Here is a 15,691-nt window from a genome sequence, read left to right on the forward strand (position 1 = left end):
GTGGACATCGACTTCCCCTACCGCATCGACGAGCGCGGCCGCACCGCGGAGACCGGCCACGCCGACCACGTCCGCGACATGGTCGAGATCGTGCTCTTCACCACCCCCGGGGAGCGCGTCAACCGCCCCGACTTCGGCTGCGGGCTGCTCGACCTGGTCTTCGCCCCCAACGGCCCCGAGCTCGCGGCCACCGTGGAGCTGACCGCCCAGGCCTCACTGCAGCGCTGGCTCGGCGACCTCCTCTCCGTCGAGTCCCTCGCCGTCACCGCCGAGGAGTCGGTCCTCACCGTCTCGCTGAGCTACCGGCTCGCCGCCACGGGGCAGCGCCACAGCGTCGTCGTCGACGGGGGGACCGCGGCATGAACCCCCCGGGCCTGCCGGTCTGCGAGGACGAGCGGCGCCGCGCCTCCGTGCGCCGGGCCGGGCTGGCCGGCATCGACTCCGTGACCGTCGACGCCGACCAGCGCGGCCTCACCGTCACGCTGTTCGGCACCGTGCCCCCCGGCATCGACCGGCACAGCTTCCGCATCGAGGGCGGCCGGCGCGTCACCGGCATCCAGGTCACCGGCGCCACGGTCCACGGCTGCGCCGACGGGGACCCCGCCACCGACGTGCACCTCGCCCTCGACCGGCGCGGCGACACCTCCACCTACCGCCTGCTCGCCCTCGGCCACGCCTTCGACTCCCGTTACGCCGCGTACGAGTTCGGCTTCCGGCAGCACTGCCCCACCGGCCTGGACTGCCGGCCCGCCGGTGCCCCGCTCCCGCCGCCGGCCCGCCCGGCGCCGGCCATCGACCACCTGACCAAGGACTACGCCGGTTTCCGGCGCCTGCTCCTGGACCGGCTCGCCCTGACCATGCCGGACTGGCACGAGCGGCACGTGCCGGACCTCGGCATCACCCTCGTCGAGATCCTCGCCCACGTCGGGGACCGGCTCAGCTACCAGCAGGACGCCGTCGCCGCCGAGGCGTACCTGGACACCGCCCGGCTGCGGACCTCCGTCCGCCGGCACGCCCGCCTGGTCGACTACCCCATGCACGACGGCTGCGCCGCCCGGACCTTCGTCTGCGTGGAGACCGACACGGACCTGAACGACGCCGACCCCGGGGAGTTCGCCTTCGCCGTCGTACCTCCCGGGCGGCTCCCGGACGCGGGGCCGGTGATCGCCGGTGATGTCCTACGGGCGCAGGCACAGGTCTGCTTCCGGCCCCTGGAGGACCGAAGGATCCGGCTCCGCGCGGCCCACAGCCGCATCGAGCTGTGGGCCTGGGGCAACGAGCAGTGCCACCTGCCCGTAGGGGCGACCGAAGCCACGCTGTGCGACGGCGAGTTGAAGAAAGAGCGTGCCCACAGGGTCCTGGATCTCCACCCCGGCGACGTCCTGATCCTGGAGGAGGAGCGCGGCCCGGCCACCGGAGCCCCGGCCGACGCCGACCCCGCCCACCGGCAGGCCGTCCGGCTCACCCGCGTCACGCCGCGCATCGACGCCGTCGAAAAGGTCCCCGTCGTCGACATCGCCTGGAACCCCGAGGACGCCCTGACGTTTCCCTTGCACTTGACCGTGCGCGGCAGAACCGCCCCCCTGGCCGTCGCCCGCGGCAATGCCGTCCTCGTGGAGCACGGTTTGGACAACACCTGGGGGACGGGCGCGGCGAGCGCAACGGACGCGACGGGGCCAACAGGCGCGACGGGGGCAACGGGCTCCGCGGCGCCGGTGTTCACCGCGCCGGGCCACTGGGCCGGTGGGAAGCCCTTCGCCCCGACCCTGCCCGACACCGGCATCACCTGGTCCGCCCCCTTCCCCGATCCGGCGGACATCGCCGCCGCGCAGGCGCGGCAGCTCACGCTCCTGCCGGAACGCGCGCGCGACAGGATCCGCAATCTGCTGGACGCCGAGAACGCCGTGGGGAAGGCCGCGGAGAACGCTGCCGGGGGCGGTGACGGAGGTAAGGGCGGTGGTAAGGACAGTGGTACGGACGGGAGCGACGCCGGGGGCGACGCGGAGGCTGAGTACCGGAGTTACGGCGGGAATGAGGCCGGGGCCGGGAACACCGAGGCAGGTCACACCGAAGCCGGGGACACTGCTGCCGGCGACGACGAGCGCGCGCTGAGGATCCTCTTCGGGGAGGGGACCCTACGGGCGGTCGGCTTCCACGAGGACCGCAGGCGTGCCCTCACCACCCTCCTCTCCCGCTTCGAGTACCTCCTGGACGCCGAACTCCGACGCCTGGCCATCCTTGTCCAGCAGGCCCGCTCCGGATACGTCCTGCCCGAAGAAGACGTCGACGGGGAGCTCGCCCGGAGCTGGGGACCGGACGCCCGGTACGTCCGTCCCGACTCCCCGCTCCTGCACGGGCCGGCCGTCCGCGCCCTGCGGACCGACCCGCGCGCCGCGCTGCCCCGCCTGCTCCTCCGGCCGGTGGCCCCCGTGGGAGGGGAGGAACCCGGGCACGGCAAGAAGCAGAGGTCCGCGGCGGGCAGGACGACGCAGTCCGGCCGTACGACGCAGTCCGACCGCACACAGGCCGCGAACTCGGCCCCCTGGACGCCCTCCCGCGACCTGATGAGCTGCGGCCCGCGCACCCGGCACGTCGTGGCCGAGACCGACGACGAGGGCGTCGTCACCCTGCGGTTCGGCGACGGCCGGGCGGGCTGCCTGCCCGTCCGCGGCACGAGGCTGCGGGCCGAGTACAGCACCGGCAACGGCCGCGCCGGGAACGTCGGCCCCGGGGCGATCAACCGGGTCGCCTTCCGCACGCTCCGGCCCGGCGGCATCCTCCGCGTCCGCAACCCCCTGCCCGCCACCGGCGGCACCGACCCCGAACCCGTGACCGACGTACGCCGCGCCGCGCCCCGCGAGCCCTTCCGCAGGCTCCTGCGCGCCATCACCGCCGACGACTACGCCGCGCTGGCCCAGCAGCAGCCCGGCATCCAGCGCGCGGCCGCGGCCCTGCGCTGGAACGGCAGCTGGTACGAGGCCGACGTCGCCCTGGACGCCCAGGGCACCGCGGACGTGCCCCGGGACCTGCTCGACGGCGTCCGGCAGGCCCTGCACCGCTACCGCCGCATCGGCCACGACATCGTCACCGGCCAGGCCGTACAAGTGCCCCTCGACGTCGCCCTGACGGTGTGGGTGGACCCCCACCACATCGCCGGACACGTCAAGCAGGCCCTGCTGAGCGCACTGCGCCCCGGCCCCCTGCCCGGCGGCGGACGGGGCTTCTTCGACCCCGACGCCCTGTCGTTCGGCACCCCGGTCCCCGCCAGCCGGCTGATCGCCGCTGTGGTCGCCGTCCCCGGCGTGCGGCACGCCGAAGTGACCCGCCTGCGCCGGCTGCACGGCACCGGCCCCGCCGTCCCCGACGACGGGGTCCTGCGGATGCGGGCACTGGAGATCGCCCGGCTCGACGACGACAGCGCCCGGCCGGAGAACGGCCTCCTGGACCTCACCTTCGAAGGAGGACGATGAGCAGCCCGACCTGCCGCTGCGGCTGCCGCGCCGCCACCGGCCCGGCCGGTCCGGCGCGCATCTGGAACCGGCCCGGACTGCCCGAGCTGTCCTGCCGCGCCGGCACCCACGGACAGTTCCTGGACGCCATGCTCGCCCGTCTGCCGAGCGAGGATCGCCGGCAGCTCGCCCGTCTCACCCACCGCGAGACCGACGACCCCTCCGTCGCCCTGCTGGACGCCTGGGCCGTCATCGGCGACATCCTGACCTTCTACCAGGAGCGCATCACCAACGAGGGCTACCTCGGCACGGCCACCGAACAGGAGTCCCTCACCCGGCTCGGCCGGCTCGTCGGCCACTGCCCGCGGCCCGCGCTGGGCGCCGGCACCTTCCTCGCCTACACGCTCGACCCCGGCGGCCGCGCCACGATCCCGGCCGGGTCGCAGGTCAAAAGCACGCCATTGCCGGGCGCTCTCCCGCAGACCTTCGAGACGACGGAGGACCTCCACGCCCGCGCCGAATGGAACCAGCTGCCCGTCCGCCGGACGGAGCCGCCCGACCTCAACGCCGAGCGCCTGCAGACGGTGCGGGCGCTGGAAATCTCCGGGATCCATGCGGGCCTGCGGCCCGGGGACCGGATGCTGTTCTCCTTCCCCGACCCCGAACAGCCCGAACGGCCTGAAGAGCCGGTGTCCGAAGAGCCCGTAACCTTCGTCGTCCGCATCATCCACGACAGCAAGGCCGACCCGGAACACCAGCGCACCACCGTCTACTTCGCGCCGGCCACGCCCGAGCACGAGTACGCCGATGCCGCCGCAGCCTTGGAGCAAGCCGCCAAGAAGGCGATGGCCAAGGCGGCCGGGACGCTGCCGGAGACCGTGCTCGGCCAGATCCTGGCAGTCGGCTCCCAACGGGAGTCACGCTTCTTCGACGAGCTCTTCGACCCGCTCAACAGGCTCGACGAGCACCTCGCCATCGCAAGGAGGAAGGGCGACCAGGAGAGCGTGCGGCTGCTGCGCCCGGTCGCGGTGGCGGCCCGGATGCTCCGGGCCGCGGCGGCCCGGGCGACGAACTCCCCGGAACTCAAGGCTCTCCTCCACCTCGGTGAACCGGCACCGGGAGGGAACGGCGGAGAGACCGGCAACCGCCCCGGCGTGCCTGGGCTCATCGATACGGGCGGGGGCAAGCCGGAGGAGCGGCGCGGGGGCAAGCCGGACGGCGGCGAGACGAGTGACAAGGAGGAGGACAGCCGGGTGCTGCGCGGTCTCACCCCCGTCCTTGCGGCCCTCGCGCGTCCGCCCTCCCGCCCTCCCGCCGGACGGCGCGACCTGACCACGTCCATCGCGGACCTCTACGGCCCGGGCTCGGACGCCCTCCCCAGACTCCTGGCCGCCACCCGCCCCCAGCTCGCCGGACAGCTTTACCAGGCCATGGGAACGGCGTCCGTCACCCCGGTCGAAAAGCTTCAAGGGATCCAGTGGCTCCGCGTCAAGGCGACTCCCTACGGCGCGGCCATCAGTACGAACCTGCACGACTCCGCCATCAATGTGGACGACACAATCCGGAACCAGCTCACCCTCGACGCTGTCTACGACGCAATCCTTCCCGGTACGTCGATCGTTCTGGAAAAGGGAGGGGACGTCCCGCCGCTCGTGCGCACGGTGGAGACGGTGACCCAGTGCGCCATGCGCGAGGCCCCGGACCTGGCTTTGCCGGTGACCCGTCTCACCCTGACGGAGGAGCTGCCGGAGGAGGGCTACACGGGCACGGAGCGCGAGCGCATCACCGTATGGGCAGCCGGAGAGCCATTGGCGGCAGCCGAAGTCCCCGTCAGCAGCGACGTCATGGGCCGCGAGATCACCCTCGACGACACCCGCGAGGGCCTCGCCCCGGGACGCTGGCTCGTCGTCTCCGGCGAGCGCACCGACGTCCCGTACACCACCGGCGTGCGCGGAACGGAGCTCGTCATGCTCGGCGGAGTGCGCCAGCGGACGGACCTCGCGCGCCCGGGCGACCGGCTGCACACCACGCTCGTCCTGACCACCGAACTCGCCTACCGCTACCGGCGGGAGACCGTCGTCATCCAGGGCAACGTCGTCCCCGCCACGGCGGGCGAGAGCGTCGAGGAGGTGATCGGCAGCGGCGACGCCGCACAGGCCGGGCAGACCTTCGCCCTGCGCCGCACCCCCCTGACCTGGCTGCCCGCGGCGACGCCCACCGGCGCCGGCGGCACCCTCACCGTCCGGGTGGGCGGCGTGACCTGGCACGAGACGGAGGACCTCACCGAACTCGGCCCCACCGACCGCGGATACCGGCTGCGCTCGGGCCCGGCGGGCGAGGCCGCGGTCACCTTCGGCGACGGCGTCCACGGGGCGCGGCTCCACACCGGGACGGAGAACGTGGCCGCCGCGTACCGCGTCGGCGGGGGCAGCGGCGGAAACCTGCCCACCGGCCAGGTCAACCAGGTCGTCAGCAGGCCGCTGGGCGTCAGCGCCGTCACCAACCCCATCCCGGCGACCGGGGGCACGGACGCGGACGGGCCGGGCGACACCCGCAGCCGCGTGCCCCTGCGGCTGCGCGCCCTGGACCGGATCGTGTCGTTGCGCGACCACGAGGACTTCGCCCGCGCCTACGCAGGCATCGGGAAGGCCTCCGCCCAGTACTGCCAGGACATCCGCCGCCGCGTCGTCCAGGTCACCGTCGCGACCGTCGGCGACATCCCCGTCGGGCCCGCCTCGCCGCTCCTCACCTCCCTCGAAGCCGCACTGAACCGCTACGGGGACCCGGCGCTGCCGGTCGTGGTGGCCCTGCGCGAGCGGGTCCTTCTCGTCGTCTCCGCAAACATCCGCGTCCTGCCCGACCACAGGTGGGACGACGTCGAACCCGCCGTGCGCCGGGCCCTGCACGACGCCCTCGGCTTCGCGCGGGCCGAACTCGCGCAGCCCGTCCACCTCAGCACCGCCATCGCCGCGGCACAGGCCGTCCCGGGCGTCGACCACGTCGACGTGGACGTCTTCGGGGGCATCCCGGACGACATCGACACCGTCGGGCTGACGGGCCTCGCCGAACAGCTCACCAGAGCAGCCCCTTGCGTTCCGGCCCGCGCCGCGGCGTACCGGGAACTGCGGCACACGGTCGCCGCGGGAGACAGCCTCACCTCCGTCGCCCTGCGGTACGGGCTGAGCCTCGGCCGCCTCGTCACCCTCAACCCCACTGCCCGGCCCGACGCCCTGGGGCAGTCCGCGCCCCAGCTCGTCATCGATCGCGGCCTGCGCGCCGCCCAGCTCGTCGTCCTCGACCCCGCGGTGCCCGAAACCCTCGTCCTGCGGAGGATCCCGTGAACCCCGACCGGCTCTACGCCCTCCTGCCTGCCGTCCACCGCAGGATGGACGAGCGGAACGGCGGGCAACTGCGCGCGCTGCTGTCCGTCATCGCCGAACAGGCCGGCGTCGTCGAGGCCGACATCGAGCGCATGTACGACGACTGGTTCATCGAGACGTGCGCCGAGTGGGTCGTCCCCTACCTCGGGGCCCTCATCGGCTACGCCCTCCCGCCCGGCGCGGCCGCCGCCCTCACCGAGCGGACGGAGAGTCGCGACCAGCTCCTCGCCCTCGCCGTGCCGCGCCGCGAAGTCGCCGACACCGTCGCCAACCGCCGCCGCAAGGGCACGCTGGCCCTCCTGGAGGACCTCGCCGCCGACGTCGCCGGCTGGCCGGCGCGCGCCGTCGAACACCGGCGGCTGCTCGCCCTCACCCAGCCGGTCCGCCGCTTCACCGCCGACGACCACGGCACCGCACGCAGGCTGCACCGCGGCGGGCTGGCCGACCTCCGCCGGACCGAGCCGCTCAACCGGGCCGATGGCCCCTTCGACGAGCTCGCGCACACGGCCGAGATGCCGCGCGCCTGCGGGACCCGGCGGGCCGGCCGGTACAACATCCCCGGGCTCGGGCTACACGTCTGGCGGCTGCAGGCCCACTCCCTGACCCGCGCCCCCGCCTTCTGCCTGGACCGGGCCGCCTACCGCTTCACGTTCAGCGTGCTGGGCAACGACACCCGGCTGTTCACCCTCCCGGTGCCCGAGCCGTCGCCCTGCCACATCGCGGGCGAGCTCAACGTCCCGGCGCCCATCGGCCGGCGGACCCTCACCGAGCGCCTCCACGACTACTACGGGCCCGGCAAAAGCCTGTGCGTGTGGGAGGGCGACGGCGACGGGCCGCCGGTGGCGCTGGAGCGGATCATCTCCGCCGACCTGTCCGGCTGGGACTACCGGACGCCGGAGGGGAAGGTCGCCGTCGACCCCGTCCTCGGCCGCATCGCCTTCCCCGCCCGGCAGGCCCCCGAGCAGGGGGTCCGGGTCACCTACCACCACGGGGCCGCGAGCGACCTTGGAGGAGGCGAGTACCCGCGCCCGTACGCGGTGGTGCCCGAGGGGGACATCCCGCCCTACCGCGTCGGCCCCGGCGAGCCGTTCGCCCGGATCACGGACGCCGTCGAGCAGTGGCGCACCGACCACGACCGGTGGCGGGCGGACTACGACCGCTGGCGCGCCGTGTCGGGGCGGAAACAGGACGCTCAGGGCGGGAAACAGGACACTCAGGGTGGGAAGCAGGACACTCAGGGCGGGGAACAGAGCGCTCAGGGCGGGAAGCACGACGCTCCGGACCGTCAGCAGCAGGACGCCGGACCGCACCAAGGCCGCTTCCGGATCGCGCAGCGGACCGCCCCGCCGCCGGATCCCGGGCCGCGGCCCTCCGACGTCGTCGAGATCAGCGGCAACGATGTCCACCAGGACGTCCTCGACCTCTCCCTCCACCGGGGCGACCGGCTCGTCCTGCGGGCCGCCGACGGCGCGCGCCCCGTCCTCCGCCTCCTCGACTGGTCCGGCAGCCGCCCGGACGCCCTCCGCATCACCGGCACCGGAACGGGGGAGGGGCCCCCGCCCACCATCACCCTGGACGGCCTGATGGTCACCGGGCGCAGCATCCAGGTCCACGGCGACGTGGGCGACCTCCTCATCCGGCACTGCACCCTCGTGCCGGGCTGGGACCTCGACGAGCGGTGCGGCCCGCGGGAGCCCGAGGAACCGAGCCTGGAGCTCGTGGACACCCCCGCCGACGTCCGCGTCGAGCACAGCGTGCTCGGAACCGTCGTCGTCCGCCGGAACGAGCCGGCCGACGAACTCCAGCGGATCCACCTCTCCGACAGCGCGCTCGACGCCACGGCGCGGACCTCCGCCGCCCTGACCGGCCCCGAGGACCGCCACGCCCTGGCCGTCCTCACCGCCCACCGCACCACCGTCATCGGCACCGTGCACGTCCACTCAGTGGACCTGCTGGAGAACTGCCTGTTCGACGGGGACGTGAACGTGGTGCACGGGGCGGCCGGCTGCGTCCGGTTCTGCTGGCTGCCGCGCGGCTCCCGCACCCCGCGCCGCTTCCACTGCGAACCCGAGCACTCCGGCCCCGCCGCGGACACACCGCTGCGCTTCACCAGCACCCGCTACGGAACCCCCGGATACCTCCAGCTCGCCGACGGCTGCCCGGACGCGATCCGCCGCGGTGCGGACGACGGGTCCGAACCCGGCGCGTTGCACGACCTCTTCCAGCCCCAGCGAGAGGACAATTTGCGCACGCGTCTCGCCGAGTACGCCCCTGCCGGCTGCGACCCCGCCCTCGTCTTCGTCACCTGACCCCCACCCGACCTGACCCCTCGCGGTTCAACCAGGGAGCCCGAACACCCATGCAAGGCGACTTCTCCCGTGTCACGTTCGACAAGGACCGGCGGTTCTCGGCCGTCCTGGCCCAGCAGGGACGCGTCCAGCTCGACGCCGACCTCAACGAGCAGACCGCCATCCTGATGCACTACATGCGCACCCTCGTCACCGATCTGTTCGGCCGGACCGTTTACCCCACCGGTCCCGACGGGAACCGGGCCGGGGGCTTCAAGGTCGCGTTCGAGAACGGCACCTTCTCCGTGACGCGCGGCAATATGTACGTCGACGGCATCCTGTGCGAATGCGGCGAGGTGACCGACTACCAGGGGCAGCCCGACGGCTTCCTCGACCCGGACCAGAAGCCGGATTTCCCCAAGACGATGTTCCTGGTCTACCTGAGGGTGTGGGAACGGCTGGTCACCGCTGCTCAGGATGCGTCCTTGCGGGAGGTCGCCCTGGGTCTGCACGGTCCCGACACCAGTGCGCGGACCCGCGTCGTCTGGCAATTGGACTGGATCGAGGCCGACCCCTCCATCTTCCACCTGAAGGCGGGCCGCTTCCTCGACGAGAAACTGGACGAAGTGTTCAAGCCCCGCGGGCAGCTCGCCGCCAAGGTCGCGCGTCCCGAGGAGGGCGCCGCCCCATGTGACCTGCCACCGGAGTCGGGCTTCCGCGGCCCGGAGAACCAGCTCTACCGAGTGGAGATCCACCAGGGCGGCACGGCGGGCACCGCGACCTTCAAATGGTCGAGGGAGAACGCCTCGGTGGTTCTCCCCATCCGGTCGGCCGCCGGCGCCACGCTGGAACTGGAGTCCCTGGGGCGGGACGGGCGGCTCGGTGTGGAGGCGGGGGACATCGTCGAGATCGTCGACGACGCCACGGTCTGCCGCGCCGCCGTGGACGAGATCCTCAAGACGTCCACCAGCCTGTACCGCGTAGTGGAGGCCGATCACACCGCCCGGCAGGTCGTCCTGCACGAAGACCCCTCCCAGGACCGCCACCAGCCGGGCCTGGGCGCCGACCCCGCCCTGCACCCCGTACTGCGCCGGTGGGACCACCGCCCAGAACCTGCGAAGCCGAAGAAGGCGCAGGAGAAGGCCGAGGACAAGCCGCACGTGAGCCGGCACACGCTCCTCGTCGAGCAGGGCCGCTGGATCGACCTCGAGGACGGCGTCCAGATCCACTTCGGAAAGGACGAAGAAGGCGCGAAGCCGCAGAAGTACCGGACCGGTGACCACTGGCTGATCCCGGCCCGGGTGGTCACCGGTGAGGTGGAGTGGCCGAAGGACGCCCAGGGGGAGTGGAAGCAGGCCGAGCCGCGCGGTGTCGACTACCACTACGCCCCGCTGGGGCTGGTGAGGGGGCCTGCGGGCGCGGACAAGCGCGAGGTGAGCGATCTCCGCACGCCTCTCCGGCAGCCGTCCCCGCACGACGTGGGCCCCGGAGCGCCCGATCAACCTGATCAACCTGATCAGCCCGACCAGTAGGCCCCGGCGCCCCGACGGGCGCTCGCCCGTTTCGGCTCACATCCGGATGGCAGCCGGAGGCGGCGGCACGGCATGCTGCCTCCACCGGCACGGACTCATCCCCCGCATCCGATGGGAGCACGAGCATGGCCGTCGACGTACGCATCAGACGCACCCTGTCAGCCGTCCCTGCGCTCGCCGCGCTCACCGCACTCACCGCACTCACCACGACCACCGCCCTCCTCACCGCCGCACCACCGGCAACGGCCCACACCCACCCTCCGCGTACGGAACGGGTCAGCACGGCCACCGACGGCACCGAGGCCGACGGCCTGTCACAGTCGCCCGACGTCAGCGCCGACGGCCGCTACGTCGCCTTCGAATCGGGGGCGTCCAACCTCGTGCCCGGGGACACCAATGAGGCCGGCGACGTCTTCGTACGCGATCTGCGCACCGGCGTCGTGGTCCGCGCCGGTCTGGGCGACGACGGACGCCAGGCGCGGGGCGGGAGCTGGTGGGCGAGGCTGAGCGCGGACGGCCGTTACGTCGCCTTCTCCTCACACGATGCCGCACTCGCGCCGGGGGAGCGGCCCTCCACAGGCACCCACGTCTACGTCCGCGACCTGCGCACCGGGCGCACCGAGGCGGTCAGCGTCGGTGTGGACGGCGCGCCCCGGCTCCACGCCCACCCCGCCGCCATCAGCGCCGACGGCCGCTACGTCGCCTTCGTCGCGTCCGTGCCCCACCACAACCCGAACCTGGGCGGCTCCGAGCTCTACCTGCGTGACCGCGAGCGCGGCACGACGGAGGTGATCAGCCAGCCGCTGGAGGAGCGCATGAACGCGCCGGCAGTGCGTTCGGTCTCCGTGAGTGCGGACGGCCGGTACGTGGCGTACGGCGTGGACGCGCCGAGGGTTTCCACGCGCAGCGACGCGTACGTGCGCGACCGCGTGACCCGCGAGCTGCGCAAGGTGGACCCCGGCGGCCCGCAGCAGGCCGGCAAGTGGATCAGGCAGCCCTCGCTGAGCGCGGACGGCCGCCATCTCGCCTACCTGAGCTACCGGGAGGGCGGGGAGCGGCCCACTCCCGTCACGCAATGGGAGGTGTTCGTGCACGACCTGCGCACAGGGCGCACGGTCACCGCGAGCACCGCGCCCGACGGCGGCCGTCTCGACCGGACGGCGAACGATCCGCGGATCAGCCCCGACGGGCGCTACGTCGCCTATGCCACCAGTGCGTGCGCGACCGCGGAGCCCGGCTGCCGCTCCGCGCTGTACCTGCGCGACCTGCGGCGCGAGGGTCCCGGTGCGACGCGCCGGATCAGCGTCGCCACGGACGGAGGTTTCCCCGACCAGTCTGCCGAGTCGCCCGCGCTCGCCCTCGGCGGGCACGTGGTGGCCTTCGCGTCGTACGCCACGAACCTCGTGCCCGGTGACACCAACGGGGTCACGGACGTCTTCGTACGGCACATGAGCTGAGCCGAGCCGGGCAGGCCGGGCGGGGTCGGCGGGCCGTGCGGTAGGTGCTGCGCACCGCGATCGTCATGGTCAGGTAAAAATGTCATCATTCTGTGAGAATCGGAACCCTCCGCGTCACCCACCTCATCTCTCCAGGCGCCACAGAAACGACGAGGGCCCGCGTGAGCCCCCGGCACCGGAGTGAGGTCCGTTCGATGACATACAGCCCGCCGACCACCAACCGGACCCGGCGAGGACGTCCGGCCCGCACCAAACGCTGGGTCGTCGCCGCGGCTTCCGTCGTCACCCTCGGCCTGGTCGCCTGGCCGGTCATGTCCTACTTCGAGATCCCGCCGTTCACGGACAAGGGTGACCCGATCTCCTTCGGCAAGGGGGCGGACGGGAAGGGCGGCGGCGACCAGGCTCCGGGCTCGAAGGCCCTCATGCCTCTGGGGCCGGACGCCGGCTTCAAGGTCTCCGGCACGGTCCCCGAGGACGGGTCCAAGGTCGCCGTGACGACGTACGAGGGCAAGAAGTCCGGCTTCAAGGGCAAGGTCTGGGTCTGGGCCCCCAAGGAGTACGACGACCCGAAGTACGCCAAGAGCGGCTTCCCGGTGCTGATAGCCCTGCCCGGCGGTGCGGGCTTCCCCAACAACTACTGGATGGGCTCGGACCTCAAGCTCCAGGCCTCCATATCCAAGTGGGCGAAGGAGGGCAAGAGCCTGCCCTTCATCATCGCGATGCCGGTGCTGAACCCGGAGAACCACGACAAGGACCCCAAGGACCCGAAGCTGGGCCAGTACTGGGACGGCAGTGACATCCCGGGCCAGCCGAAGATGGGCACCTGGCTCACCGAGGACGTCCCGCAGCTGATCAAGGAGAACTTCCGGACCATCAAGTCCCGCGACGGCTGGGCCTTCATGGGCTCGTCCACCGGAGCGTCCGCGGGCCTGAAGTCCGTGCTGCAGAAGCCGGACAAGTTCAAGGCCGTCATAGCCTCCGGCCCCGACATCGTCCCCGACTCGCGCCTGTGGGCCGGCCACGCGAAGGAGAAGGCGGACAACAGCTCCGACGTCCTGGCCCAGCGGCTCATCGCGAGCAAGGGCCCGGACGTCTACCTGGGCTTCCAGGTCGGCTCCAGCGAGCCGGTCAAGCCGCCGATCGACCGCTTCGTCGACAAGTACGGCAACAAGGGACCGGTGAAGACGAAGTACCACGTGATCCAGGGCGGGGAGCACAACGCCGCCAGCTACGTGCCCAACATGGAGACCGGGGGCCTCATCCAGTGGGTCAGCGAGCACATGCAGGGCCCCACGCCCTGACGCTTCCGGTACCGGCCTGACTCAGCGCGGAGTCACCTTCAGGATGCGGCCGGAGGCCTCCACCACGAACAGGGTGCTCCGGGCGCTGTGTTCGCCGAAGCCGCGGGCGACCCGGACACTGCTGGGCATGTGCAGCCCGCTCGCCAGCACGCAGGAGCGGCCGGTGTCCGGGTCCACCCGGATGAGCTGACCGTCGCGGAAGGACGCGACGACCAGGCTCCCGTCGGCGTACGTGAGGTCGTCGAGGAACTTCATGTCCAGGAGGTTCCTGCTGAGGTGCGTGACCGTCGTACGGCGCGCCGGGTCGTTCAGCGGGATGCGGTGGACCGGGGAGGAGGTGTCGGTGATCGCGCTCGCGTACAGCTGGTCGCCGACGACCTCCAGGCCGTTGGCGCCGAAGACGTCCGCGGCCCGCGTCCACTCCTCGTCCTTCGTGCCGTCCGGGCGGACCTTGACGATTCCGGTGGCCAGCTCGCGGCTGAGGTAGAAGTTGCCGGCGGCGTCGATGGCCAGGCCGTTGATGCCCCGGATCCCGCCCACGACCTTCTCGGGCTTCGGGGCGGCGGCGGCCGGGTCGAAGCGCATGATGCCGCCGTCCGTCGCCAGCGGGTTCACGCCGTAGTTGACGTACATCATGCCGTCGGGGCCGCGCCGGAGGCCGCCGGGGCCGTTCACCGGGAAGCTCGTCCTGAGCGTGCCGTCGGGGGCGTATCCCTCGACCCGGTTCTTGATGATGTGAGAGACCCAGAGGGTGCCGCGGCCGTCGAACTCCAGGTTCTCCCGCCAGTCGAGGACCGGTATGCCGCCCTTGCGGAACACCTCCACGTCCGCCTGCTGCTCGCACGGCCCGAGAGCGGTCCTGGCCGGGGCCGGTGCTCCCGCGGCGGCCGCCGGTACCTGCGAGCCCCCCGCCAGGAGCGCGGAGACCAGGCCCGCCGCGAAGAACACCTTGCGTATGCGCATCGTCATCGCCTCTGCTGCCCCATTCTCTGCCAGTTGCCAGTTCTTTCCGCTCAACTGGCAGTTGCCACCGCTCAGTTGATGGTTACTATAAAAAACGAAGTAGTGGCTATCAATAGAGGACAACCGGGAGCGCCAGGAAAGGTGAAGGTCGGCGCGTATGGGACGTAGTTACGACCAGTTCTGCCCTGCCGCCCGGGCCCTCGACGTGATAGGCGGCCGCTGGACCCTGCTGATCGTGCGCGAGCTCCTGCTCGGGCCGAAGCGCTACACCGACCTCGTCGCCGGCCTGCCCGGCATCGGCCCCAACGTGCTGGCCGAGCGGCTGCGCGAGCTGGGCGGGGCAGGCGTCGTGAGCCGGTCCAGGCTGCCGCCCCCGGCCGCGTCGACGGTGTACGAACTGACCGCGCTCGGCGAGGCGATGCGCCCGGTGGTCGACGAGCTCACCCGCTGGGGACTGCGGTTCCTCGGCGCGCCGCGGCCCGGCGAACGCTTCCGGCTCGGCTGGCTGCTCGGCTGCGTGCGCGCGGGCTTCCGGCCCGAACTCGCCCGCGGGCTCCACGAGACGTACGAGTTCCGCGTCGACGGCGATGTGTTCCACCTCCGCGTGGACGACGGCACGCTCGACGTCCGGCACGGTGCGGCCGGGGAGGCCGCGTGCGTGGTCAGCACGGACCTGGCGACCTTCATGGCCGTCGGCGCCCGGCTGCTGACCGTCGAGGAAGCCCTGGAGCGGGGGCTCGCCCAGTTGGAGGGCGGGCCGGACGCCGTCGCCCGAGCGGTATCGATCCTCGGCGCCCACCTCGAAGCCACCAACGGCCGGTACGGCATCATCGGGGCCGTCGGAGCCACCTTCCGGCCGGACGCGGTCCGCGGCGTCCGAGAGACCTACGAGTTCCGGATCGGCGACTTCCTCTTCCATGCGCGGGTCGACGAGGGAACCGTGGAGATGAACCAGGGCCCCGCCCCCGACCCGGCCGCGGCGCTGATCACCGACCTGGCCACCCTGCTCCAGCTCGGCGCGGGCACCCTGACCCTGGAGGACGCCTTCGCCGGAGGCTCGGCGACGGCCGAGGGCGACCCGGAGGCGAGCCTGCGCATGGCGGCGGCCTTCGGCGTGGTCCTGGCCGACCCGTGACATCGCCCTCACCCCGCTCCCGGAGACCCCGGGCCCCTGGCTGCGCCTGGCCGCCGCCGTCCTGGCCGTCTGCTGCGCGGCACTGGGACTCATGGCGTCCCCGGCCACGGCCGCCCCGGGCCGCGCTCGACGACGTCATCACCGCGGCCCCCGCCGAGGTGGCCGACCGGACGCTCGCCACGCCGG

9 protein-coding genes are annotated in these 15,691 nt (G+C 72.8%); 8 read left to right on the forward strand and 1 reads right to left on the reverse strand.

Annotated features, from left to right (window positions below):
- The 7 genes from ACFPP6_RS26455 (at position 1) to ACFPP6_RS26485 (ending at position 13,407) form a co-directional block, all read left to right on the forward strand.
- Positions 1-363, forward strand: coding sequence for a GPW/gp25 family protein (locus tag ACFPP6_RS26455; RefSeq protein WP_382047182.1), 363 nt, complete (start codon positions 1-3; stop codon positions 361-363).
- A complete protein-coding gene (locus ACFPP6_RS26460) occupies positions 360-3,470 on the forward strand; it encodes a putative baseplate assembly protein (RefSeq protein WP_382047185.1) in 3,111 nt (1,036 codons plus the stop codon). Before ACFPP6_RS26455 ends, ACFPP6_RS26460 begins: the two co-directional genes overlap by 4 nt.
- Positions 3,467-6,790 carry a putative baseplate assembly protein gene (locus tag ACFPP6_RS26465; protein WP_382047188.1) on the forward strand — a complete coding sequence of 1,108 codons (3,324 nt, stop codon included), beginning with the start codon at positions 3,467-3,469 and terminating at the stop codon, positions 6,788-6,790. Before ACFPP6_RS26460 ends, ACFPP6_RS26465 begins: the two co-directional genes overlap by 4 nt.
- Positions 6,787-9,138, forward strand: a complete 2,352-nt coding sequence (locus tag ACFPP6_RS26470; protein WP_382047191.1) for a hypothetical protein — start codon at positions 6,787-6,789, stop codon at positions 9,136-9,138. Before ACFPP6_RS26465 ends, ACFPP6_RS26470 begins: the two co-directional genes overlap by 4 nt.
- Before the next feature lie 50 nt (positions 9,139-9,188).
- Positions 9,189-10,649, forward strand: a complete 1,461-nt coding sequence (locus ACFPP6_RS26475) for a DUF6519 domain-containing protein (RefSeq protein WP_382047194.1) — start codon at positions 9,189-9,191, stop codon at positions 10,647-10,649.
- Positions 10,650-10,774: 125 nt separating this feature from the next.
- Positions 10,775-12,106 carry a TolB family protein gene (locus ACFPP6_RS26480; protein WP_382047197.1) on the forward strand — a complete coding sequence of 444 codons (1,332 nt, stop codon included), beginning with the start codon at positions 10,775-10,777 and terminating at the stop codon, positions 12,104-12,106.
- 194 nt (positions 12,107-12,300) lie between these two features.
- The gene (locus ACFPP6_RS26485; RefSeq protein WP_382047200.1) at positions 12,301-13,407 is read left to right on the forward strand and encodes an alpha/beta hydrolase; all 1,107 of its coding nucleotides are present in this window, start codon (positions 12,301-12,303) and stop codon (positions 13,405-13,407) included.
- Positions 13,408-13,428: 21 nt separating this feature from the next.
- On the opposite strand, the gene ACFPP6_RS26490 is transcribed toward ACFPP6_RS26485, so the two are convergent.
- Positions 13,429-14,370, reverse strand: a complete 942-nt coding sequence (locus tag ACFPP6_RS26490) for an SMP-30/gluconolactonase/LRE family protein (protein ID WP_382047203.1) — start codon at positions 14,368-14,370, stop codon at positions 13,429-13,431.
- Positions 14,371-14,527: 157 nt separating this feature from the next.
- On the opposite strand from ACFPP6_RS26490, the gene ACFPP6_RS26495 reads away from it, so the two are divergent.
- The gene (locus ACFPP6_RS26495) at positions 14,528-15,505 is read left to right on the forward strand and encodes a winged helix-turn-helix transcriptional regulator (protein ID WP_382047206.1); all 978 of its coding nucleotides are present in this window, start codon (positions 14,528-14,530) and stop codon (positions 15,503-15,505) included.
- The last annotated feature ends 186 nt before the right edge of the window (positions 15,506-15,691 follow it).

The sequence above is a fragment of the Streptomyces aureoversilis genome, assembly GCF_042657885.1.
Classification (GTDB): domain Bacteria; phylum Actinomycetota; class Actinomycetes; order Streptomycetales; family Streptomycetaceae; genus Streptomyces; species Streptomyces aureoversilis.

Bases quoted from the DNA above. Each gene is read 5' to 3' on its own strand.
- ACFPP6_RS26490 (WP_382047203.1), bottom strand. From the start codon at position 14,370: ATGCGCATACGCAAGGTGTTCTTCGCGGCGGGCCTGGTCTCCGCGCTC.
- ACFPP6_RS26485 (WP_382047200.1), top strand. From the start codon at position 12,301: ATGACATACAGCCCGCCGACCACCAACCGGACCCGGCGAGGACGTCCG.
- ACFPP6_RS26480 (WP_382047197.1), top strand. From the start codon at position 10,775: ATGGCCGTCGACGTACGCATCAGACGCACCCTGTCAGCCGTCCCTGCG.
- ACFPP6_RS26465 (WP_382047188.1), top strand. From the start codon at position 3,467: ATGAGCAGCCCGACCTGCCGCTGCGGCTGCCGCGCCGCCACCGGCCCG.
- ACFPP6_RS26475 (WP_382047194.1), top strand. From the start codon at position 9,189: ATGCAAGGCGACTTCTCCCGTGTCACGTTCGACAAGGACCGGCGGTTC.
- ACFPP6_RS26495 (WP_382047206.1), top strand. From the start codon at position 14,528: ATGGGACGTAGTTACGACCAGTTCTGCCCTGCCGCCCGGGCCCTCGAC.
- ACFPP6_RS26460 (WP_382047185.1), top strand. From the start codon at position 360: ATGAACCCCCCGGGCCTGCCGGTCTGCGAGGACGAGCGGCGCCGCGCC.